The 20,757-nt window shown below is 52.8% G+C and carries 19 protein-coding genes; 6 read left to right on the forward strand and 13 right to left on the reverse strand.

The annotated features are described in order from the left end of the window. The first annotated feature begins 53 nt into the window (after positions 1 to 53). Complete coding sequence (araJ, locus tag ACJ9N4_RS11140) at positions 54 to 1,229, forward strand: MFS transporter AraJ (protein ID WP_182918431.1); 1,176 nt, start codon at positions 54 to 56, stop codon at positions 1,227 to 1,229. Between the two features lie 35 nt (positions 1,230 to 1,264). Here the strand turns inward: araJ and ACJ9N4_RS11145 are convergent, their stop codons facing one another. Then, positions 1,265 to 2,974 (reverse strand): ABC-F family ATP-binding cassette domain-containing protein, encoded by a 1,710-nt coding sequence (locus ACJ9N4_RS11145; RefSeq protein ID WP_411500484.1) that lies wholly within the window; start codon positions 2,972 to 2,974, stop codon positions 1,265 to 1,267. Between the two features lie 872 nt (positions 2,975 to 3,846). Here ACJ9N4_RS11145 and ACJ9N4_RS11150 point away from each other — a divergent pair. Both ACJ9N4_RS11150 and ACJ9N4_RS11155 read left to right on the forward strand, forming a co-directional pair. Next, positions 3,847 to 5,298: a PAAR domain-containing protein gene (locus tag ACJ9N4_RS11150; protein ID WP_182918429.1), complete on the forward strand. Its 1,452-nt coding sequence runs from the start codon at positions 3,847 to 3,849 to the stop codon at positions 5,296 to 5,298. After that, entirely contained in the window at positions 5,291 to 5,713 is a 423-nt protein-coding gene (locus ACJ9N4_RS11155; protein WP_182271480.1) for a hypothetical protein, read from the forward strand. Before ACJ9N4_RS11150 ends, ACJ9N4_RS11155 begins: the two co-directional genes overlap by 8 nt. Positions 5,714 to 6,261: 548 nt before the next feature. Here the strand turns inward: ACJ9N4_RS11155 and ACJ9N4_RS11160 are convergent. The 3 genes from ACJ9N4_RS11160 to ACJ9N4_RS11170 all read right to left on the reverse strand — a co-directional run bounded on the left by ACJ9N4_RS11160 (position 6,262) and on the right by ACJ9N4_RS11170 (position 9,224). After that, positions 6,262 to 7,959, reverse strand: coding sequence for an NAD-dependent malic enzyme (locus ACJ9N4_RS11160; RefSeq protein WP_182271479.1), 1,698 nt, complete (start codon positions 7,957 to 7,959; stop codon positions 6,262 to 6,264). Positions 7,960 to 8,134: 175 nt separating this feature from the next. Next, positions 8,135 to 8,272: a stationary-phase-induced ribosome-associated protein gene (gene sra, locus ACJ9N4_RS11165; RefSeq protein WP_182271478.1), complete on the reverse strand. Its 138-nt coding sequence runs from the start codon at positions 8,270 to 8,272 to the stop codon at positions 8,135 to 8,137. A 100-nt stretch (positions 8,273 to 8,372) separates the two neighbouring features. Continuing rightward, on the reverse strand, positions 8,373 to 9,224 hold the full coding sequence (locus tag ACJ9N4_RS11170) for a Vmh family MBL fold metallo-hydrolase (RefSeq protein ID WP_182271477.1): 852 nt from the start codon (positions 9,222 to 9,224) through the stop codon (positions 8,373 to 8,375). Between the two features lie 111 nt (positions 9,225 to 9,335). Between ACJ9N4_RS11170 and ACJ9N4_RS11175 the strand changes: the two genes are divergently transcribed. Next, a complete protein-coding gene (locus tag ACJ9N4_RS11175; RefSeq protein WP_182918428.1) occupies positions 9,336 to 10,217 on the forward strand; it encodes a LysR family transcriptional regulator in 882 nt (293 codons plus the stop codon). A gap of 13 nt (positions 10,218 to 10,230) precedes the next feature. Here the strand turns inward: ACJ9N4_RS11175 and ACJ9N4_RS11180 are convergent, their stop codons facing one another. Then, a complete protein-coding gene (locus ACJ9N4_RS11180) occupies positions 10,231 to 11,142 on the reverse strand; it encodes a LysR family transcriptional regulator (protein ID WP_411500485.1) in 912 nt (303 codons plus the stop codon). Between the two features lie 143 nt (positions 11,143 to 11,285). Here ACJ9N4_RS11180 and ACJ9N4_RS11185 point away from each other — a divergent pair, with 143 nt between their 5' ends. Then, positions 11,286 to 12,035, forward strand: a complete 750-nt coding sequence (locus ACJ9N4_RS11185; RefSeq protein ID WP_182271474.1) for an SDR family NAD(P)-dependent oxidoreductase — start codon at positions 11,286 to 11,288, stop codon at positions 12,033 to 12,035. A 37-nt stretch (positions 12,036 to 12,072) separates the two neighbouring features. Here ACJ9N4_RS11185 and ACJ9N4_RS11190 read toward each other — a convergent pair whose 3' ends face one another. From ACJ9N4_RS11190 to ACJ9N4_RS11220, 7 genes are read right to left on the reverse strand one after another with little or no spacing between them, the layout of a single operon-like run. Beyond that, entirely contained in the window at positions 12,073 to 12,999 is a 927-nt protein-coding gene (locus tag ACJ9N4_RS11190) for an ABC transporter ATP-binding protein (RefSeq protein ID WP_196391335.1), read from the reverse strand. Further along, entirely contained in the window at positions 12,992 to 13,978 is a 987-nt protein-coding gene (locus ACJ9N4_RS11195) for an ABC transporter ATP-binding protein (protein ID WP_182271472.1), read from the reverse strand. Before ACJ9N4_RS11195 ends, ACJ9N4_RS11190 begins: the two co-directional genes overlap by 8 nt. Then, positions 13,975 to 14,871, reverse strand: coding sequence for a D,D-dipeptide ABC transporter permease (gene ddpC / locus ACJ9N4_RS11200; RefSeq protein WP_182271471.1), 897 nt, complete (start codon positions 14,869 to 14,871; stop codon positions 13,975 to 13,977). The genes ACJ9N4_RS11195 and ddpC overlap by 4 nt, the downstream gene beginning before the upstream one ends. Next, positions 14,868 to 15,890, reverse strand: coding sequence for an ABC transporter permease (locus ACJ9N4_RS11205; RefSeq protein ID WP_182271470.1), 1,023 nt, complete (start codon positions 15,888 to 15,890; stop codon positions 14,868 to 14,870). Before ACJ9N4_RS11205 ends, ddpC begins: the two co-directional genes overlap by 4 nt. Positions 15,891 to 15,913: 23 nt before the next feature. Then, positions 15,914 to 17,446, reverse strand: a complete 1,533-nt coding sequence (locus tag ACJ9N4_RS11210; protein ID WP_411500486.1) for an ABC transporter substrate-binding protein — start codon at positions 17,444 to 17,446, stop codon at positions 15,914 to 15,916. A 15-nt stretch (positions 17,447 to 17,461) separates the two neighbouring features. Beyond that, on the reverse strand, positions 17,462 to 18,037 hold the full coding sequence (gene ddpX / locus ACJ9N4_RS11215) for a D-alanyl-D-alanine dipeptidase (protein WP_182271468.1): 576 nt from the start codon (positions 18,035 to 18,037) through the stop codon (positions 17,462 to 17,464). Between the two features lie 12 nt (positions 18,038 to 18,049). After that, a complete protein-coding gene (locus ACJ9N4_RS11220; RefSeq protein WP_182271467.1) occupies positions 18,050 to 18,904 on the reverse strand; it encodes a MurR/RpiR family transcriptional regulator in 855 nt (284 codons plus the stop codon). A 271-nt stretch (positions 18,905 to 19,175) separates the two neighbouring features. Between ACJ9N4_RS11220 and ACJ9N4_RS11225 the strand changes: the two genes are divergently transcribed. Beyond that, entirely contained in the window at positions 19,176 to 20,039 is an 864-nt protein-coding gene (locus ACJ9N4_RS11225) for a DUF2971 domain-containing protein (RefSeq protein ID WP_411500487.1), read from the forward strand. A gap of 35 nt (positions 20,040 to 20,074) precedes the next feature. Here ACJ9N4_RS11225 and ACJ9N4_RS11230 read toward each other — a convergent pair whose 3' ends face one another. Continuing rightward, on the reverse strand, positions 20,075 to 20,713 hold the full coding sequence (locus tag ACJ9N4_RS11230; protein WP_395122686.1) for a TetR/AcrR family transcriptional regulator: 639 nt from the start codon (positions 20,711 to 20,713) through the stop codon (positions 20,075 to 20,077). Between the last annotated feature and the right edge of the window lie 44 nt (positions 20,714 to 20,757).

Genomic DNA, 20,757 nt, shown 5'->3' on the forward strand with positions numbered 1-20,757 from the left:
ATACAAGATTATTCAATAATGGCTGTTGCGAACGTTTAACAAGTGGTTGTTGTATGAAAAAGACAATTTTTTCGTTGGCACTTGGCACATTTGGCCTGGGGATGGCTGAATTTGGCATTATGGGTGTGTTGACGGAACTGGCGCATGATACCGGGATTTCAATTCCCTCCGCCGGGAATATGATTTCGTTTTACGCCTTCGGTGTCGTAATAGGTGCGCCGGTTGTGGCGCTGTTTTCCAGTAAGTTCTCACTAAAATCGACGCTGCTGTTCCTGGTGGCCATGTGCGCGGTCGGAAATGCGATTTTTACCTTCTCATCATCGTATCTCTGGCTGGCAACAGGACGTTTGATTTCGGGTTTTCCGCACGGAGCCATTTTTGGCGTCGGGGCGATCATTCTTTCCAAAATTGCACCGCCGGGTAAGGTAACGGTCGCCGTTGCGGGCATGATTGCCGGTATGACCGTAGCCAATCTGGTGGGTGTTCCGCTGGGGACGTGGCTGGGGCATGAGTTCAACTGGCGCTATACCTTTATGCTGATTGCCATATTTGATGCGCTGGTGATCTTTTCGGTGCTGATGTGGGTGCCGAAAATTCACGATAAATCAGAAACCAAATTGACCGAGCAGTTCCATTTTCTGACGAAACCGGAACCCTGGCTGATTTTCGCCGCCACCATGTTTGGCAATGCCGGTGTGTTTGCGTGGTTCAGTTTCGTTAAGCCGTTTATGGTTAACGTCTCTGGTTTCTCCGAAGGGGTGATGACCGTCATTATGATGCTGATGGGCCTCGGGATGGTGCTGGGTAACCTGCTGAGCGGCAAATTGTCTGGCCGTTTTAGCCCACTGCGCATTGCGGCAACGACCGATCTGGTGATTGTGGCCTCACTGTTGTCGCTTTTCGCCTTTGGCGAACAGAAAACCGCCTCACTGGTGATGGGGTTTATCTGCTGCGCCGGGCTGTTTGCACTCTCCGCACCGCTGCAAATTTTGCTACTGCAAAATGCCAAAGGGGGCGAGATGCTGGGAGCTGCCGGGGGACAGATGGCGTTTAATCTGGGCAGTGCGATTGGCGCGTATTTTGGCGGGATGATGATTACGCTCGGATATAGCTGGAGTTATATCACGTTACCGGCGGCCATTTTGTCTTTCTCCGCCATGACTTCGCTGTTGATTTACGGCCATTTGAGCGCCAGAAAACGTCAGGCCAACGCGCGTGCGCTAGCCTGATCTGGCCCGGCGGAGACTGCCGCCGGGCGCAGACGTTAAAGCTGTGCTTCTATTGCCTCAATCTCTTTACGCCATTGCGCCTGCAGCTGCGGCTTTTGATGTTTCGGCTTACGCGCGACATCCTCCGCAAGCAGCGTTTCCAGTGCAATCAGCCGTTCAAGCAGATCGTCCGACAGTGCCGGGGCGTTTTCCACCGGCGGTGATGACTCAGCCTGGTATGTCAGGCCTGCACTTTCACGCAGCCTTTCGAATACGGCTTCGGCATCATGCCACTCGCTCAGCATGCCATCCTCAATCAACCAGAAGCGGTTACAGCTTTGGCTAATCAACTGACGATCGTGGCTGACCAGCAGCACACCACCTTCAAACTGTTGCAGAGTGTCGGCCAGCGCTTCTTTGCCCTCCATATCCAGATGGTTGGTCGGTTCATCCAGCATCAGCAGGCTATAACGGGCAAGCGTCAGCCCAACAAACAGCAGGCGAGAACGCTCGCCGCCGCTGAGCGTGTTGACCTTTTGTCCGTGACGCGCCCACGGGAACCCGGCACCGATCAGCGCCATCTTGCGATTCTGCGGATCGGGTGCAAAAGGCTCCAGTGCATCAAACAGCGAGGTATCGTCCGGCAGCTGGTTCAGCGTCTGATCGTAATAACCTGGCGAGACACGCGGATGGATTTTCAGCCTGGCGTCCGTTAGCGCATCGGTAAAATGTCGCCAGATAAGTTTCATCAACGACGATTTACCGCAGCCGTTACGCCCGACGATCGCCACCCGATCGCCACTTTTCAGCCTGGCAATGTCGACATTAAACAGATCCGGTAGCCCAGGAGCGGGCGGAACACCGAGACGTTCCATCTCCAGCAGACGGTCGGCCCGCAGCGCGTCGCCCCGCAGGGTTAATGTCCACTGACTGCCTACGGTGACTTCCGTCTGGTTCTCTTTCAGCCGCTCGACCTGTTTTTCCATCTGTTTGGCTTTGCGGGCCAGATCTTCGTTGTCGTAGACCTTGCCCCAGGTTGCCAGCCGTTTGGCGCTGGTCGTGATGCGGTCGATTTCCTTTTGTTCAGCCTTATGGCGTTGCGCATCGCTTTCGTCTTTTGCGACCAGCGCCTTGCGCGCCGCCGAGCAGGGAAGCGCAAAGTAGTGCAGCGTCTTATCGCGCAGGATCCAGCTACCGTTAGTGACGGCGTCCAGCAGTTGTCTGTCGTGCGAGACCAGCACAAAGCTGCCAGACCAGTTCTGTAAAAACTGTTCCAGCCAGAGCATCGTTGGCAAATCGAGGTGGTTGCTCGGCTCATCAAGCAGGAGCAGATCGGGATCGCTAATAAGCGCCCTCGCCAGCAGCAGACGCGTGTGCTGGCCGCCGCTGAGCGTGGCGGAATGCAGAGCCATATCCTGCGGCGTGAAGCCCATACTCGCCAACAGTGTTTCTGCTTTCCAGCGCAGGCTGTCACGTTCAGCAGAGGGCAGTTGTGCCAGCACGGCATCGAGCATGGTCAGTGGATAAATGGTGTCCGGCAGATGTTGCTCAACGCGCGCCATCAGGCAGTGCCCGGCCAGCGCCACCGTTCCGGCAGCAGGCGAGTTTGTGCCGTCCAGGATCTTTAACAGCGTACTTTTACCGCAGCCGTTATCACCCAGCAGACCAATGCGGTCGCCTTTTTTCAGCGTAAAGGAGAGGGCGTCGAAGAGCGTGCCAAACGCCGTATCAACACGTAAAGATTGTGCAGTGAGTAAAGTGCTCATTATTGCTTACCCAGGAGTTACAGGCATGTTTATGCCTCGTCAAACATCGCTGACGATAACTCAGTAAGCCCGAGAGAAGGGATTTCAGGGGTTGGTGTCTTCGCTCAAGCCGAAGTTATCGCAGCACGATATCGATAACGCCTGAGCAGGTGCGATCACCAAGTGTATGTGAAACATTGAAAATTTCACAGTACAGCATAATTGGCCTCCTTATATATTCAGTGGGTTAATGGATGAAAGGAGTGTAGCGGGGGAAAGAGGATTTAGCCAGAGGGAGAAGGCCAGACGGTGCAGTCTGGTGCCCTCACTCCAACCCTCTCCCACAGGGGAGGAAGTCAAAAAAATTGAACAAAGAGTGAGATAATTTAAGTATAAACACGTTGATTTCAATTCCGGTGTTAGAGATTTCAGAAGATGAAGCATATATAGGCGAACGATTTCTTAGTTTTGATGAACTGGCTTTTCTGTTGAAAGAAACTCAGAATGTTTTTTCATCCCGATGTAGCTGTTTTCATACAGCTAATCTTTTTCTGCGGGGGGCAGTGTCCTTGTGAAATACTGGTTTTGCAAAAAATAAGCGCTTTTTAAATGGGAAAATAAACCACATGAGTTAATGAAGTTCTAAATCAGTTATTCAACAGTAATCATCATCACCAAGAATGATATGCAACATATAATTCCTGGTGATGATAATTTAATTTTTCGTTACTTTTCCCCACGCAATAAATGTGATCCACCCCTCAATTCTCTTATGTAAAATGTATATTATCTTACAGTTAAAATGGCACTTAATTATTAGCGGCTCAGCTAACGGGAATTGAATACATGGAGAATGTCAAATTTAAATAATACTGTTAATTAAGGATGATATCATGGCGAGAGGATATTTTTTGACTGTGGGCTGTCAAACAACATGTGGTGGCTCAATCATTACAGGTTATGCGGGACATTCATTATCAGGGCAACGTACAGCCAGAAATGGAGATAAATACATATGTGGAGTTGATAAACAAGTTCATACCATTTTGGGCGGAATTCCGTTCTATTCTATAGATGGTGTAGCAGCAGCAGGTACTTTGCATAGTCGGGGAAGTTGTGATTGTAAATGTGAATTTATCCCCTCTGATTATTCGATGTCCTATGGTGATGAGCCTGTATCCAGACCTCAAAGACTTCAATCGTCCATACCAACCCCGATAGCACCAAAACCGACGTCAGAACCAACTTTCTCTCCTCAGCCACCAGCAGCCACACCTCCAAAACCAATTTCCCCTGTGCCAATGAAAGAGAAAGAACAGCGCGAATCAGTAGATGCCGGGTATTGTATACTCCCATATGGAAGCCACACCCGAGCATATGACCCCTATCTGTTTCTAAATCCACCAAATGGCGTGCGCGAACTGTATCTTTCATTGAACGGTGAAGATAAACAGTATAAAGCCGGTTCTATCCTGCTCATTGTTGACCCGGAGAAGCAGGACGAGAAACAAATAGCGCACTTGCAAGCTGCGAAGGAACGAATTGATACAGCCCTGGCCCCGCTTTCACATCAGCAAGCGCGATTTCTGTTTAAAAATAAAGATACCATTGAAATGTTTGCAGCCGCTGCCAGTAAAACCAGCGAAATTTACGGGTACTCAGGACAGGTCACAGAAGCAGCAAAGGGATATTTCCAGCAGGTTGAAAATATCCTTGTCAGTATCGAGAAATCCTATCAAAACCACTACATCACCAGCGGCGCGTTGATCAGTGAGCAGTTTTACGTTGAGCGCCGTCAGTTGCTTGGTCAGCTTGATAGCGTCCTTAAAATGTTCTCAAAGCACCGTTTCATGTTCAATGAATATACCGACCTCAAAAAATCACTTGGACTCTCAACCCATGCAATTACCCATCGCTGGAATGAAACAGGGGTAAGCGATATCGAAGGTTATGCGACTCACATCGAGAAGCTGGCGAAGTATGTCAAGTTAATGGAAACTGCCGGGAAGATTGGCGTTGGCCTGGCTGCATTAGATACAGCATCGAAAATTACAGAAGCCTGTGCCCTGGGCAAAGATTGTGCTAAAACTGCCTTTACATCTATTGGGGAATTTTCCGGTAGCCTGGCTGGAGGATACATAGCTGAACAAATAGTAGAAAGAGGGGCATCAGGAGCAATATGCTCCCTTGTGTTAGGTGCAGCTACGTTTGAAGCTGGAGGTGCAGGGGCTTTACTCTGTACTATTGGTGTTGCAGGGGGTATAGGTTGGGGGAGTGAGGCGGTTTTATCCTCTGATGGAGAAAAATTAGGCAAACGACTTTATGAGATCACAAACGATGATTAAAGTAAGCGATTTGATATTTATCACCTTCAGTTTACTAGGCTTTTTTCTTATTTGTTGTAGTTTTATCTTATCTGCATTGAATCGGAAAAGATATGACGAAATTTGTATTTTATATAAAGAAAAACACGGTAGTTTGCCAGAGGCTATTACGCTTTTCAAAGACTCTGATAAAAACATGTTGAATATACTATATTTTAATTATGGATATGCAGTAAAAAGACAATTTATAATGATGCCAATCTTAAGTAATAAGAATTCAATTCACATGCCAGATGTTGATAAAGAATTTATCCGTGGATTACCCAAACATCTTATTAGACCATTCTTAATAGAGCATTATCTTGCAATAATTGGAGCAATTCTTATAGTTGTGGGTTTGGCTTTAATGAAAATTATTCATCATATTAACCTATGAATATATTGAAAATATCTCTAAAATAATAAAAACAAGCCCTTGGTGGGCTTGTTTTTATCCTAAAAAGTATCATTCCCTCAACAAATATCACTCATTCTGATAATTTACTTATTGAACTCTGTCACGAACATTAAATTGGATGTCTATATTCTAATTATTGAAATGTTTGAACGTTTCAAGAGAGATTAATCTACATAAATAAGGATATATTGATGGTAAACAGGGTTCATTGCCGTGTTGATGATCGACTCATTCACGGACGTAAGATGCCCCCACAAATGGCGACATTTGCAATTCTTATGCAAGCCATAGCGCAGCGGCGATTTTCTTGCCGGGAGCCCGGGTTGCCAGGGCGGTGGCGGTGAACCGCCCTGGCACGTTCACCTGTGTCGTCGTTACAGAGCAGCAATCAACATAAAGTGAACGGAATGACCACCGCTGCCTTATGTTCCCCCTCACCCCAGCCCTCTCCCTCAAGGGAGAGGGGGTATTCTGTGCCAATCTGTAATTTGTGGGGAACCCGGAGAGAGGGCCGTCCGTAACCGTAGTTAAATCGAGGTACGACGATAGCTGCGGTATTCCGGCATCCAGAAGTTATCATCAATGGCTTGCTGCAATGCATCGGCAGAGGTTTTGATTGCCACACCTTGCTGTTGCGCCATCTTGCCTACTGCAAACGCAATAGCGCGAGACACTTTGTGGATGTCCTTCAGCTCCGGCAATACCAGACCTTCACCGTTGTTAACCAACGGAGAGTATTTCGCCAGCGTTTCACTCGCGGACATCAGCATTTCGTCGGTAATGCGTGACGCCCCGGAAGCGATAACACCCAGTCCAATACCCGGGAAGATATAGGAGTTGTTGCACTGGGCAATGGGGTAGGTCTTGTCTTTCCACACCACCGGATCAAACGGACTGCCGGTGGCAACCAGCGCGTTACCTTCGGTCCAGGCGATGATGTCCTGCGGCGTGGCTTCCACGCGGGAGGTTGGGTTAGACAGCGGCATCACGATAGGGCGTTCGCAGTGCTTGTGCATTTCGCGAATAATCTCTTCGGTGAAGAGACCGGTCTGCCCGGAAACGCCGATCAGAATATCCGGCTTCACGTTGCGCACCACGTCCAGCAGGGAGAGCACCTCGTTGTCGGTATCCCAGTTTTTCAGGTTGTCGCGCTTTTGCACCAGCTTAGTCTGGAACGGCAGCAGATTTGGCATGCCGTCGGTCAACAGACCGAAACGGTCAACCATAAAGACGCGGGAGCGGGCCAGTTCTTCGCTCAGGCCTTCGCGCTGCGTCTGGGCAATAATCTGCTCGGCAATACCGCAACCCGCAGAGCCTGCACCGAGGAAGACGATTTTTTGGTAGCTCAACTGGCTACCTGCCGCACGGCTGGCAGCGATCAGCGTACCGACCGTCACGGCTGCAGTGCCCTGGATATCGTCATTGAACGAGCAGATCTCATCGCGATAGCGGTTCAGCAGCGGCATCGCGTTCTTCTGCGCAAAGTCTTCAAACTGCAGCAACACGTCTGGCCAGCGCTGTTTCACGGCCTGAATGAAATCGTCGACAAACTGATAGTACTCGTCGTCGGTAATACGCGGATGACGCCAGCCCATGTACAGCGGATCGTTCAGCAACTGTTGGTTGTTCGTGCCAACATCCAGTACCACTGGCAGGGTGTACGCCGGGCTGATACCGCCGCAGGCGGTGTAGAGGGAAAGCTTACCGATGGGGATCCCCATCCCGCCAATGCCCTGGTCACCGAGACCCAGAATACGTTCGCCGTCAGTCACCACGATCACTTTAATGTTGTGATTTGGCACGTTCTGCAGAATATCGTCCATGTTGTGACGGTTCTGATAAGAGATGAACACGCCACGGGAACGACGATAAATCTCAGAGAAACGCTCACAGGCCGCACCGACCGTCGGGGTGTAGATCACCGGCATCATCTCTTCGAGATGGTTTTGCACCAGGCGGTAGAAGAGGGTTTCGTTGGTGTCCTGGATGTTACGCAGGTAGATGTGCTTATCGATTTCAGTTTTGAAACCCTGATACTGGATCCAGGCTCGTTCTGCCTGTTCTTCGATGGTTTCAACCACTTCTGGCAGCAGGCCAAGCAGGTTAAAGCTGCTGCGCTCTTCCATGCTAAAGGCACTGCCTTTGTTCAGCAGGGGGAATTCAAGTAAAACCGGCCCGGCATACGGGATATATAAGGAACGATGTTTTTTCAGTTTGTTGTCCATGTCACTCACTCTTTTTTTGAAGATCCGTCCCTGACACTGCTGTTTGTCATCTTTCTGGCCTGTGCTGCGGGGTTCGGTCGGGAGGTATTATAAAGGAGCTAAATGTTAATTACCGCAACACATAAAAAAAACACCATCGGTTTTGCCGATGGTGTTGCAGATCTTTTACTGGAACTTACTTGCCTGCGTGGCGTTTTCTGCCGGTAGCGTGGGTGACCTGCGTTTCGATGTCGCCCTCAATCACCACTTTGCGCTGGTTTGAAAGCTTGTAGTTCAGCCCCAGAATATGGCGTGCCTGACGGTTCGATTTCATGTTAACTCCTCAATCCTGTTGATAGTTTTAAGGACAAGTTCACTTTCGTGAACGAAATGTAACCCCTTAGGTTGCCCATCAAGCGTAGCAGGTTTTCAGCTTACCATTTCATTTCACCGGTATTCACTTTGGCGCTCAGCTCCAGCGAGCTGGCTTCAGCAAGGTTAGGCCACTGTTTTTTCATGCTGGCGATCACCCCTGCAGAATCTTTATGTTCAGCCAGCGCGTGTTCGAACTGCTGCAGATACTGGCGGGTAAAGTCGATAGCGCCGGTTCCTGCCGGAGGTGTACCGAGATAATGGCCCGGGATCACGCGCTCTGGCTGGTGGGCTGCCATGTCATCCAGCGTTTGCTGCCACTGCTTGCGGCTTGCCTGGGTCTGGGTATCCGCCGTCCAGACGTGAATACCCCAGGAGACGCCGGTGCCGCCGAGGATTGTTTTTGCCGACGGGATCCACACGTATGCGGCGTAGCTGTTCGCCTGTTCGATATCAATTTTCTCGCCATCAACCATGAACGTTGTGGAGGCCAGAACCTGCGGCACAACCAGCTCCGTTGGCGCACCGTCTTTCATCTGCGGTCCCCAGAATGCGAGTTTGGCGTCTTTGGTGGCCTTGATGTGGTCAACCACCGGCTGAGTGGCCACGACTTTGGCATTCGGGAACGCTTTGACCAGTGGCTGCAGGCCAAAATAAAAATCTGGATCGCCGGAGGTGATCACAATCTTATTCAGCGTTTTACCGCTGTGGCGGATTTTTTCCACCAGCGCTTCACCATCCTTTACGCTGAACTGCGCGTCAAACAGAACGGCTTCTTTCGGCCCGGAAACCAGCGTGGAAGAGACAGCAAAAATGCCTTTCTCCTGTGGGTTATAGGTATCAATGGTTAACGGTGCAGCAAAAACGGCTGGGGTAAAAAGGGTACACAGCACTGCAAGGCGGGTGATTTTCATTCTGTTGTCTCTGTTCTTCAGGAAAGTCTCTATTGTACCGATCTCTTCATTTGCCAGAATTCCTGAAACAAGACATGCTTTGTTTCATAAATCGAGCAAATGGAGCTTTATATGGATCGCGTTATTGCCGCTCAGGTCTACAACCGTATTTGTGAGCTGGGGAGTTTGAGTGCCGCCGCGCGTGCGCTGGGGATCTCCCGTCCAATGGTCAGTCGCTATCTGGAACAAATGGAAAAGTGGGCGGGGACGCGGCTGGTCAACCGCTCGACGCGCAAGCTGACGCTGACCGCCGCAGGGGAAAAAGTGCTGCAAAAAACACGCACGCTTTCACAAATCTCGCAGGAAATTGAAGATCAGTCGGCGAAAGATTTACCCTCCGGCACGCTGCGGGTGGCCTGCGCGCATTTTACTGCCATGCATATGATTGCCCCGGTGCTGCCCGGTCTGCTTTCCAGATACCCGCAGTTGCGTGTAGAGCTGGATGTGAATAACCATCCGGTAAGCCTGGTGGGCGAGCGTATTGATGTGGCGATTCGCATCACCGATAACCCGGAACCCGGCATGATTGCCCGCAGGCTGGGGGAGTGCCGCTCCGTTTTGTGTGCCTCACCTGCGTATCTGGCAACGCACGGTATCCCCGACAGTGCTGACGATCTGGCGCAACATAATTGCCTGCATTACAGCTTTTTTGCCGGACAGTCCTGGCATTTCCTGACGCCGGAGGGCGAGAACCTGAGCGTGGCCGTGAGTGGCAATCTCAGCGCCAGTATCTCGTCGTTATTGATGGAGGCGGCGGTGAATCACTGCGGGATAGCCATGCTCCCGGAACGGGAAGCACAGACTGCACTTGAACGAGGGGAACTGGTGCCCGTGCTGACGACGTTAAGACCTAAGTCCCTTGCTATTTATGGTATTTATCAATCCCGTGAATATCAGCCCGCCGCGCTGCGCGTATTTCTTGACGAACTGGCCCGTAACCTGGCGGATCCATGAGGGGCGACTCTCATCAAGCGCCGGGTGTAAGCCCGGCAGGGAATACCTCTCCAAGCCATGCAATAAACACCCTCAGGCGATGCGTCAGGTGCCGGTTCTGCGGATAGACCACATGAAAAGGGTATGCCTTCGGACGCCAGTCATGAAGGATCTCAACCAATGTTCCTGCGGTTAAGTGGTGCTGGATTGAGTAACCAAACGTCTGAATAATGCCTAACCCCGCCACCGCCGCAGCCAGGTGGGCATTACTTTCGTTCACGCCAAGATAGTGTGGTACACGGATCTCCTGTTCTTCGCCATTTTCTCTGAAGCGAAAAGGAAAAGCGCGTCCTGTCACAGGTGAAAGGTAGCTAACGAGCTTATGACCGTTGCGTAGCTCCTGTGGATAAGCCGGAACGCCGTGATTTTTCAGATATTCCAGTGTTGCACAGGTGACCATTTCGGCGTCACCAATGTGTCGGGCAATAAGGGTTGAGTCATCAAGGGGACCTCCACGGATCACGCAGTCCACATTACCGCTGATCAAATCAACGGGGCGGTCGGCCACGCCGAGATCAATGCGGATATCCGGATAACGCTGCATAAAGTCCGGGAGCAGAGGGATCAACACATCACGGGCGGTTGAGCCACCAACATCAACGCGCAAATGACCTTTTGGTGTACTGCGCGATACGCGAAACGAGGTATCAATTTCCTCGATGTCAATCAGCACGCGCAGCGCTTTTTCATAGTATTCCGCGCCCTCCGTCGTCGTGACCACGCGGCGGGTGGTTCGGTGTAATAGCCTTATCTCCAGATGAATTTCAAGCGATTTCACCAGTTTGCTCAGGGTGGCTATCGGCATGTTCAGGGAATCTGCTGCCCGGGTAAAACTCCCGGATTCCACTACGCGTGTAAACGCGCGCATCGCCATTAACTGATCCACGCTTTTCCCCTCTGATTATTTCTATGTGTAAATAGTCATTTTCATTTTTGCCCATTTTTCGCTAATCCCGCAAGGGATAAAGTCTGTTCAACGCAAGCGACAGTTCGCTTGCATCTTAAATCACGTAACAGAAGGTGAATGACATGAACACGACTTTCTCAGGCAAAATCGCACTGGTCACGGGGGGTAGCACAGGTATTGGTCTTGCCACGGCGCAGGAGCTGGCGGCACAGGGTGCGAAGGTATACATCACCGGGCGTCGTCAGGCGGAGCTGGACGCGGCGGTGGCGGAAATTGGCTCGGCGGCGGTAGGTATTCGTGCGGATGTTGCTAAACTCTCCGATCTGGATCGGATCTATGCCCAGATAGCACAAGAAGAAGGGCGTCTTGATATTCTGTTCGCCAATGCGGGTGGTGGTGACATGCTGCCGCTGGGCGCAATCACCGAAGAGCAGTTTGACCGTATTTTTGGTACCAATGTCCGCGGCGTGCTGTTCACGGTACAAAAAGCGCTGCCTCTGTTATCAACCGGGTCGTCCATTATCCTGACCGGATCGACGGTTTCCATTAAGGGGACGGCGAACTTTAGCGTGTACAGTGCCAGTAAAGCCGCCGTGCGCAACTTTGCCCGTTCCTGGGCGCTGGATTTGCAGGGCCGTGGCATTCGCGTCAACGTCGTTAGCCCGGGTCCGGTCAAAACGCCGGGGCTTGGCGACCTGGTGGCGGAAGAACATCGTCAGGGGTTGTATGATGCTCTGGCTGCACAGGTACCACTGGGTCGTTTAGGTGCGCCGGGGGAAGTGGGTAAAGCGGTCGCGTTTCTGGCTTCGGATGCCGCGAGTTTTATCAATGCTACCGAGCTGTTTGTTGATGGCGGGATGGCGCAAATTTGAGGTGTGAGATCGCCGCCCTGGCGGCGATCTGCTTACATTAGACATTACGCCAGCAGCGTACCGTTCGGCCTTCGGTTGACGGTTGTAGTGTCTGTGGGCGTTCGCACCCCTGGGTTGCCAGCGGACAACGGTCACGGAAATAACACCCGACGGGCAGGTGACGGTTGCCGGGAAGTTCTGTTTTGCGCAATGCCAGCCCCTCATCCAGCGGTTCGCCGGTTCTGGGGACGGAATCAAGCAGTAACCGGGTATAAGGATGGCGGGGCCTGACCAGTACCTGCGCGGCGGTTCCCAGCTCCACAATCTGCCCCAGATACATTACCGCCACGCGATCGCTCATGTGCCGGACGACCGAAACGTTATGAGAGATCAGGACATAGGTCAGGTTGCGCTGTTGTTGCAGTTTCACCAGTAAATTCAGGATCTGCGCCTGCACGGAGATATCCAGCGCGCTGGTCGGCTCATCCAGCACGATGATGTCCGGGTCGGACGAGAGCGCCCGGGCAATGGCGATACGCTGACGCTGTCCGCCGGAAAAGGCATGTGGCAGGCGGTCAAGGTACTCCGGTCGAATGCCCACCTGCTGCGCCAGGTCTTCCGCCAGCTGACGACGTTCACGTTCACTGCTGCGTTTTTGCACCCACACCGGCTCGGTGATGATGCGCCAGACGGGCAGACGCGGGTCGAGCGAGGAGAGCGGATCCTGAAACACCATCTGCATACCGCCTGCGGAGTTTGTCCGCTGGCATGCCCCGGTGCTCGGTTTGAGCATTCCCATCAGCAGCTGTGCCAGGGTGCTTTTTCCGCAGCCAGATTCCCCCACAATGCCCAGCGTTTCGCCCCGGCGGATCTGCAAATCCATTCCGTTGAGCGCATGTACCTGCTCCGTTACGCGGCCCAGCCAGTTTTTACGCGCAGGGAAGTTCACGTGTACACTATCCAGTTCCAGCAAGACATCAGACATGGTGTTTCTCCTGTTGCGGGTACCAGCAGGCAGCCCGCTGGCCTTCTGCACCATTGGGCATTAAGCGCGGTGTTTCACCACATTTCGCCCCAGCGGCGAAACAGCGCTCGCGAAAAGCACACCCACGTGGCAACTGGCTGAGATTGGGTACCGTACCGGGGATCGCCGGTAGCATTTCGCGTGGTTCGCCGTTTTCCGGTGCGCACTGCAGCAGACCGATGGAATAAGGATGAACGGGATGCTGGATCAGCGTCTGCGTGGTGCCGCTTTCGATCACACTGCCCGCGTACATGACGTACATCCGGTCGCAGAGCTGTGAGACCACGGCCATATCATGGCTGATAAACAGCACAGACGTGCCGCTGGCACGTGCTTTATGTTTCAATAATCGCAGTACCTGAAGTTGCACTGTCACATCCAGGGCGGTTGTCGGTTCGTCGGCGATGATAAGCTCCGGCTCGCAGGAGAAGGCCAGGGCGATCATGACCCGCTGGCGCATGCCGCCGGAAAGTTCGAACGGATAGCGATCCATCACCTCCGTTGCATCCGGAATTTGCATCTCTTCCAGCAGGGTAATCGCTTTTTGCTGCGCCTCGCTGCGGGTGAGTGGCTGATGCTGGCGGATCACTTCAACCATCTGTTTGCCAATTCGTCGCGTTGGGTTCAGTGCCGTCATCGGTTCCTGAAAAATCATCGCCACTTTTGCGCCGCGCCACTGGCGAAGCTGTTTTTCTGACGCATTCAGCACATCTTCGCCGAGCAATTTCACCTGCCCGTGATGAACCCGGTAGCTGCCTTCCGGTAACAGACGCATTGCCAGCATCGCTGTGACCGATTTTCCCGAGCCGGATTCGCCAACCACACCGACAATTTCGCCCCGGGCGATCTCCAGTGAGACGTTGTTGAGCGCATGGACTTCACCACGAAAAACCGGGAAGCTCAGGTGCAAATCTTCAATGGATAATACGGTTCCACTCATGACGGTTTCCCTCCCGATTTCGGATCAAGCAGGTCGCGGATGCCATCACCAAACAGATTAAAACCGACGGCAGTGATCAGGATCGCCGCCCCCGGAAAGGCGCAATACCACCACTGATCGAGCACATAGTTACGGCCCACGGCCACCATTGCCCCCCATTCGGCGGTGGGCTGTTGCGCCCCCAGGCCGATAAACCCCAGCGTGGCGGCCATCAGAATGGCACTACCGATGTCCAGCGAGGCCTGCACAATCAACGGCGGCAGCGCGTTGCGCAGGATATGCCAGCTGATCAAATGCCAGCGCGATGCACCAAAGGTACGGGCGGCCTGTACATAGGTAAACTGACGGACGATCAGCGTTTGCCCGCGGGCCAGGCGCACGTAAAACGGAATACGCACAATCGCAATCGCCAGCATGGCGTTAAACAGGCTCGGGCCAAGTGCCGCCGCCAGCGCCATTGTCAGCACCAGCGAGGGGATAGAGAGCATGATATCCATTACACGCATAATGATGGCGTCACCGCGTCCACCCAGCACGCCGGACAAGCACCCCAGCAGCGAGCCAATGCCCCCCGCGATAGCAACTACCGCCAGCCCGGCAGTGATGGACTGTTGGCTCCCCACCAGCACGCGGCTGAACAAATCGCGTCCTACTTCGTCGGTACCAAACCAGTGTAGTGCCGACGGAGCCTGCAGCCGGGCGGTCAGATCCAGGGCATTTGGGTCATGCGGCACAATCCACGGCGACGTGACCATCAGTAACAGCATCAGGATCATAATCACGCCACCAATCAGCGTGAGCGGGCTTTTACGCAGCATCCAGAACAGCTTTGCCCAGTCGATGCGCGGTTTGGTGGTTTTAACGGGGACGGGCGTTTCCTGAGTCAACATCATTCGGCACCTCCGCGCCCGATTCTCGGGTCAATCCACAGATAGAGCAGATCAACCACCAGATTGACTAACACATAAGCCAGCGAGACCACCACGGCGAAGCCCATTACCGCAGGGAAATCGAGCGCCTGAATGGAGGTCACTACCCACGCGCCCATACCCGGCCAGGCAAAGACGGTTTCGGTGAGCACGGCACCGTAGAGCAGATCCCCCAGTGCCAGTCCCAGTACGGTAATTGATGGGATCATTGCATTCGGTAACGCGTAGCACAGAACGATGTACCAGCCAGGCAAACCACTGGCGCGGGCGGTACGGATGTAATCCTCGCTGAGCTGTTCCAGCATGGCAGAGCGCACCTGGCGTGCCACAATCCCCAGGTGGACAAACGCCAGCGTCAGCGAGGGTAAAATCAGGTGTTGCAGGGCGTTAAAAAAGACCTCGCCGTTACCTTCCAGCAGGGCATCTATCAGATAAAAACCGGTGATGTGTGCAGGCGGGTCGAGCCAGTCGTCCAGCCGACCGCCGCCTGGCAGAATTTGCAGATGGCCGTAGAACAGCACAATCACCCCCAGCCCCAGCCAGAATGCGGGGGTGGAGATCCCGGTCATCGCCATCAGCCGCACCAGGTGATCCAGCCAGCGGTTACGGTACACCGCCGATAAGATCCCCAACGGTACACCAATCACCAGCGCCAGCAGCAGAGAGCAAAATGCCAGCTCCAGTGTGGCGGGGAAAAAGGCTTTCAAATCTTCCGCCACCGGTCGTCCGGTACGGATGGAGGTGCCCAAATCACCGTGTGCGAGGGCATCCACATAGCGACCAAACTGGATATACAGCGGCTGATCCAGCCCCAGTTGCTGGCGAATGCTTTGTACAATTTCGTCGCTGGCACGGTCACCGGCCAGCAGACGGGCCGGATCGCCGGGGATCATGTGTGAAATAATAAAAGTAATGATACAGACACCGGCCACCACCAGGAGTAACCCCCAGCAGCGCTGGCGCACAATGCTCCAGAACGTCATACACTTTCTCCCGGCGAGAACCGTTACTTGCTCATGGTGGCGATATTGAACACCTGCTCGAGCATCGGATTAAAGGTGAAGCCTTTGACCTCTTTGTTCATCGCCAGCTGGTAGTTCTTCTGGAACAGATAAACGTAGGCCGCCTCGTCGATCACAATCTTCTGGGCCTGTTGGTAGTCTTTGGTGCGTTCTGCCTGGTCGGTGGTTCTCAGGGCGGCCTGCAGCAGGGCGTCGACCTCTTTGTTGTCATAGAACGAACGGTTGCCCGGCAGACCTTTTTTGTCTGACTCGAACCAGTAGTTCATGAACATGTACGGGTCGGCGAAATCCGGGCTCCAGTTGCCGATGGCAATGTCGTAATCGCCTTTGCCTACGCGGTCACGCATGGTGGCGTTAGCCAGTTTCTCCAGTTTGACGCTGATCCCCAGTTTACCGAGGCTCGCCTGGGTAGAAAGGGCGATCGGCTCCCAGTTCGGATCGTTATCGGAGTAGAGGAACGTCAGGCTGGCGGGTTTGTCTTTTACGTTCTCCAGCGCCGCTTTGGCTTTGGTTTCGTCGAAGCTGTACTGCATGGCGGTGGCATCAAAGCCCCACATACCGTCAGGAATTGGGCCACGCATCTGTTTGCCGTTGCCGCTGAGAATACCGTTCACCATCCCCTGATAATCCGTCGCCCAGGAAACCGCCCGGCGCAAATCCACCTGGTTCATTGGCGCTTTGCTGTTGTTGAGATACAGGTAGGTCACGCGCAGGGATGGGTATTCCGCCACGGCCACTTTACCTTCCTGTTTCAGGGCTGAAAGCTGATCCACTGGCAGGGAGTCGGCAATGTCCAGATCGCCCCGGGAAAGCTGCAGGCGACGCGAAGCACTTTCACCAATGATCTTCACCGAGACGCGCTTAAAGTGTGGTTTATCGCCCGGCCAGTGCGGGTTAGGTACCAGTACCAGTTGCTGACCTTTCTGCCAGCTTTTCAACATAAACGGGCCGGAACCCGCGGTGTTTTGCGCCAGATAACCACGCGCATCATCGGCGGCATTGGCTTTCAATACCGCGGGGTTGATTATCGAGGCTCCGTCGTTTGCCAGCGTATAGAGGAACGGGGCAAACGGCTGGCTGAGGGTGAATTTCACCGTGTGGTCATCAACCGCATCTATTTTGAGATCTTTCGGAAACGCTTCCGACGGCCCCTGGCTGATTTTCAGCAGACGCTCGAACGAAAGTTTGACCGCCTCCGCGGTGACCGGCGAACCGTCGGAGAATTTTGCCTTGTCCGTCAGAGTGAAGGTCCACTCTTTCTGGTCATCGGATGCCTTCCAGCCTGTTGACAGATCGCCTTCCACTTCAGTCGTGCCCGGTTTGTATTTCACCAGACGTTGATAGGCGGGATAGGTCACCGTCCAGTCGTTGTTGTCGATAGTGACCGCCGGGTCGAGCGTTTGCGGATCGGCCGCTTTACCGATCACCAGCATATCTTTCGGGACAGCCGCCAGCGCGGCAGGTGCGCTCATTGCCAGCGTGGCGGCGATAAGCATGGTAAGCATTGTTGTTTTCATAGCCGTGCTCCAGTGTTAAAGGGATGTGTGCGTCAACGGGAAACAGTCAAAACGATCTTTAAGCAGGGGATAACGGGCCGCGTTCGGCAGCTCAAAATGCCACCATTCACTGCTGATCCCCACAAAGCCGCCGCCAAACATGATGGCGTTGAGTAGCAGGCGGTTGCGCTGGGCATGGGGAGGGACTGACGGATGATACGGGTGTGAACGGTCGTGCATTTCGTCAAACCCGGCCCCCATATCCAGCACAGTGTTGTGTTCATCCATCAGGGTGACATCGATGGCAGTCCCCCGGCTGTGGTTAGAGCCTGTCGCCACATCAACCACGTATTCGGGATCCGGGCAGGCATCCCAGAGTTGTGCCTGGGCCTGTTGTGGGCGGTAGGCGTCGTAGACCACCAGTTTTAACCCGGCCAGCGTCGCGATACTGATGGCTTTTGCCAGAGCAGTAACGGCATCGGTGTGCAGCAGGCACCGGGCTTCCTGATAAATTGGCCGGCCGGTAATGTTGTCGGCGGTGGCGTATTTCAGATCGATATGCAGCGAAGGAAAGGTTTTCGCCACATCAACCAGTTGACACTCTTCGGGCATAGCTCCGCTCCTTTAGCGTTCGAATTGACCAAACTCTTGTTGTAATTGTCGGTTTACCGCCAGACGGTCGGGAAGGGCATCACCCAATGCTTCCACCACGCCTGACAGCAGCAGGTTGAACAGACAACTCACAGGTGCCAGCGAATCCCAGAAATGGCCGGTATCGGTTTTCACCTGCAGTAAATCAATGGGGTAATCCCGCGCCCACGGGCACCAGATATCGGTGATTAGCACCATCGGGATCCCTTTTTCACTGGCGACCCGGCAATACTGCCGGGCAATGGCAGAGTAGGCGCGGGTATCCGTCAGCACGACGTAAGGATGCGAAAACCCCGAGTTCAGCGATTCGACCCAACTGCCGGATAACCCTTCGGAATAGCTCACGCGAGGGCGCAGATATTCCAGATGGCTGAAGAATGCGTTGGCGATCCCACGCGTAGACTGAATGCCCAACACAAATACGGCATCCGCATGCGTAAGCTGGTGAACGACCTGCTTAAAGGTATCGCTTTGCGCCAGCTGATAGGCATGGGTAATCGCATCCACCTCCAGCGACAGCGAGTGCTGAACGCGGTCTGACAGCGGTTGTTGCTGCTGCCAGGAGTCCAGGCGCTCGTTCATTCCCCAGGGCTGATACGGATCGCGCAGGCTTTTTTTGGCATCTTCCAGATTGCGGTAACCCAGCTTGCGCAGGAAGCGACCTACAGTGATCCCGCTGGTGCCCGTGGTCAGCGCCACGCTTTCCGCCGTTTCAAACGGGATCTGCGCGGCGTGAGCCAGCATCCAGCTTGCGACCCGCTTTTCGCTGGGGGTGAGCTGGCTAAAGGTTGCTTCGATACGGCTTAGCACTTCGGGTTTTGTCGTCATACCGCCTCGCTGTTAACAGGCTGTCAAACGCCGGATTTGTGTTACCTGATTAACAATGCATGACGCGTGCCATGTTCACAGAGCGTGTCACACCGCCTGCGCTGCAAAGTTAATGCAATATTTATTTAACCAATGATCAACATTTGTGCAGCGTAGTTCACTTTTGGTGCATTGTCTGACCAGGAGGGGCGGAATTTGGTGAATACGTCAGTGCCTTCACATTTTTGTTAGGATAGGGGCACGGTAAATCAGAAGGGGACGACTGAATTTTATGAACGATCAAAACAACACATTATGTCATTACACTGATTTAGCTGGGCTGATTGGTATCATTGGATCAGGTTCGTTTTGGGCCACTAACCTGGCTTTCATGAATGATAAGTCTGAATTAGTTCATGGCCTGGACTGCGCCAAAAAGGCCATCAGGTTTATGCAGCCATCGCCCTTATTTAGCGACTGGAGTCAGGATTTTACCGATGCGATCGATCGCATCAAAGAACGAGATATCAATGATATTTTTACGGTGAGTTTTTGCCGCAATCCTGATTTATTGAGTCAATGGCGGGGTTATGGAAAAGCACAGGGCGTATCGCTGGTGCTTGATCAGACCCTGTTGGTTAATCGATTTGAAGCGTTTATTAAACGCGAGAATACAAAGCCGGATAAGGGAATGAGGCTGGATCACTATTACATGATAAATGATAGTGTTACCTATAACCGACCAGAAGAAACGTTTGAGCTAAAAAACAAGCTCCAGAGCCACATCGACGGTTACGCGCAGTTTGTTGAAGAGGTGGGTACTGATGCGCCTGACCAGTTTGCCTACCTTCAGCATATGATTTCCCAGGTGGCTCCGTTCTTTAAGCACAGTGGGTTTAGCGAGGAAGAAGAGTACCGAATTGTTATCAGAACTCTATGTGGGGATAATAAAATAAAATTCAGAACTAACGATAAAATGATTATTCCATATATCCCGATTTTGCTCACCGGAGAAAATAAACTGCCATTACGAGAGATAAAAGTAGGGCCATGTGAAGATTTTACGTTAGTGCGAAAGGGCATCGAACTGTTACTCAACGTTAATGGCTACTCTGACGTCAAGATCACGCCATCAACCATCCCGTATCGGGGGTGATGGCGGTGCTGAATGATGCCTGTAAGAGGGCATCATTAAACGGTACCTTGCTTATGCGCAGTAAGGTAAGCACGGAACATCAGCACCAGTTGTCGCTCAGCTTCCACTCCCGCGCTGGCGGACATCACTCTCATACAGAATACCGGGACTGTTCCGAAAAGGACGGCCGCCATCGTCTGGGCAATCACATGACATTCGCTGAAATGACTATCACTGGCCGATGCCAGTAATTTCTCAATTGCCTGAACACTTTTTTGGACTGCGCCATCAAGCAATTTGCCGGCATCCAAATCTACCGCAATGTAATAGAGCGCGGGGGAAACCTCAGCATGCGTCATTATGGCCTCAAGGTAGGCCCTGACGACGACAGAAGCAATTTTATCTGACTCAGCATGCAAATTTTCATGGCAGGCATTTTCAACAATATGGGTAAGGGATATCAGATGTCGTTCCAGCAGGGCCAGCAGCAAGGATTGTTTGTTAGGAAAATACTGATACAACGTACCGACTGAAACACCTGTCCGCTCAGCAACACGTGTAGTGTTAAGACGTATTGGGCCTTCAGCTAACAAAACCTGAATGGTTGCCTCAAATATTGCGTCGACTGTCACGAGGGATCGCTCCTGACGCGGCATTCTGCGGCGCTTGAGCTGTTGGGATGAAACCTTAGCCATAAGCGAATCCAAAACATGAAGAATGATTCATATAATAATTTCCC

Origin of the sequence: Enterobacter sp. LM3 (genome assembly GCF_046622475.1) — a bacterium.
GTDB lineage: Bacteria > Pseudomonadota > Gammaproteobacteria > Enterobacterales > Enterobacteriaceae > Enterobacter > Enterobacter cloacae_P.

Excerpts from the sequence above, each read along its gene's own strand:
- araJ (WP_182918431.1), top strand. The coding sequence starts at position 54 with ATGAAAAAGACAATTTTTTCGTTGGCACTTGGCACATTTGGCCTGGGG.
- ACJ9N4_RS11145 (WP_411500484.1), bottom strand. The coding sequence starts at position 2,974 with ATGAGCACTTTACTCACTGCACAATCTTTACGTGTTGATACGGCGTTT.
- ACJ9N4_RS11150 (WP_182918429.1), top strand. The coding sequence starts at position 3,847 with ATGGCGAGAGGATATTTTTTGACTGTGGGCTGTCAAACAACATGTGGT.
- ACJ9N4_RS11155 (WP_182271480.1), top strand. The coding sequence starts at position 5,291 with ATGATTAAAGTAAGCGATTTGATATTTATCACCTTCAGTTTACTAGGC.
- ACJ9N4_RS11160 (WP_182271479.1), bottom strand. The coding sequence starts at position 7,959 with ATGGACAACAAACTGAAAAAACATCGTTCCTTATATATCCCGTATGCC.
- sra (WP_182271478.1), bottom strand. The coding sequence starts at position 8,272 with ATGAAATCGAACCGTCAGGCACGCCATATTCTGGGGCTGAACTACAAG.
- ACJ9N4_RS11170 (WP_182271477.1), bottom strand. The coding sequence starts at position 9,224 with ATGAAAATCACCCGCCTTGCAGTGCTGTGTACCCTTTTTACCCCAGCC.
- ACJ9N4_RS11175 (WP_182918428.1), top strand. The coding sequence starts at position 9,336 with ATGGATCGCGTTATTGCCGCTCAGGTCTACAACCGTATTTGTGAGCTG.
- ACJ9N4_RS11185 (WP_182271474.1), top strand. The coding sequence starts at position 11,286 with ATGAACACGACTTTCTCAGGCAAAATCGCACTGGTCACGGGGGGTAGC.
- ACJ9N4_RS11190 (WP_196391335.1), bottom strand. The coding sequence starts at position 12,999 with ATGTCTGATGTCTTGCTGGAACTGGATAGTGTACACGTGAACTTCCCT.
- ACJ9N4_RS11195 (WP_182271472.1), bottom strand. The coding sequence starts at position 13,978 with ATGAGTGGAACCGTATTATCCATTGAAGATTTGCACCTGAGCTTCCCG.
- ddpC (WP_182271471.1), bottom strand. The coding sequence starts at position 14,871 with ATGATGTTGACTCAGGAAACGCCCGTCCCCGTTAAAACCACCAAACCG.
- ACJ9N4_RS11205 (WP_182271470.1), bottom strand. The coding sequence starts at position 15,890 with ATGACGTTCTGGAGCATTGTGCGCCAGCGCTGCTGGGGGTTACTCCTG.
- ACJ9N4_RS11210 (WP_411500486.1), bottom strand. The coding sequence starts at position 17,446 with ATGAAAACAACAATGCTTACCATGCTTATCGCCGCCACGCTGGCAATG.
- ddpX (WP_182271468.1), bottom strand. The coding sequence starts at position 18,037 with ATGCCCGAAGAGTGTCAACTGGTTGATGTGGCGAAAACCTTTCCTTCG.
- ACJ9N4_RS11220 (WP_182271467.1), bottom strand. The coding sequence starts at position 18,904 with ATGACGACAAAACCCGAAGTGCTAAGCCGTATCGAAGCAACCTTTAGC.
- ACJ9N4_RS11225 (WP_411500487.1), top strand. The coding sequence starts at position 19,176 with ATGAACGATCAAAACAACACATTATGTCATTACACTGATTTAGCTGGG.
- ACJ9N4_RS11230 (WP_395122686.1), bottom strand. The coding sequence starts at position 20,713 with ATGGCTAAGGTTTCATCCCAACAGCTCAAGCGCCGCAGAATGCCGCGT.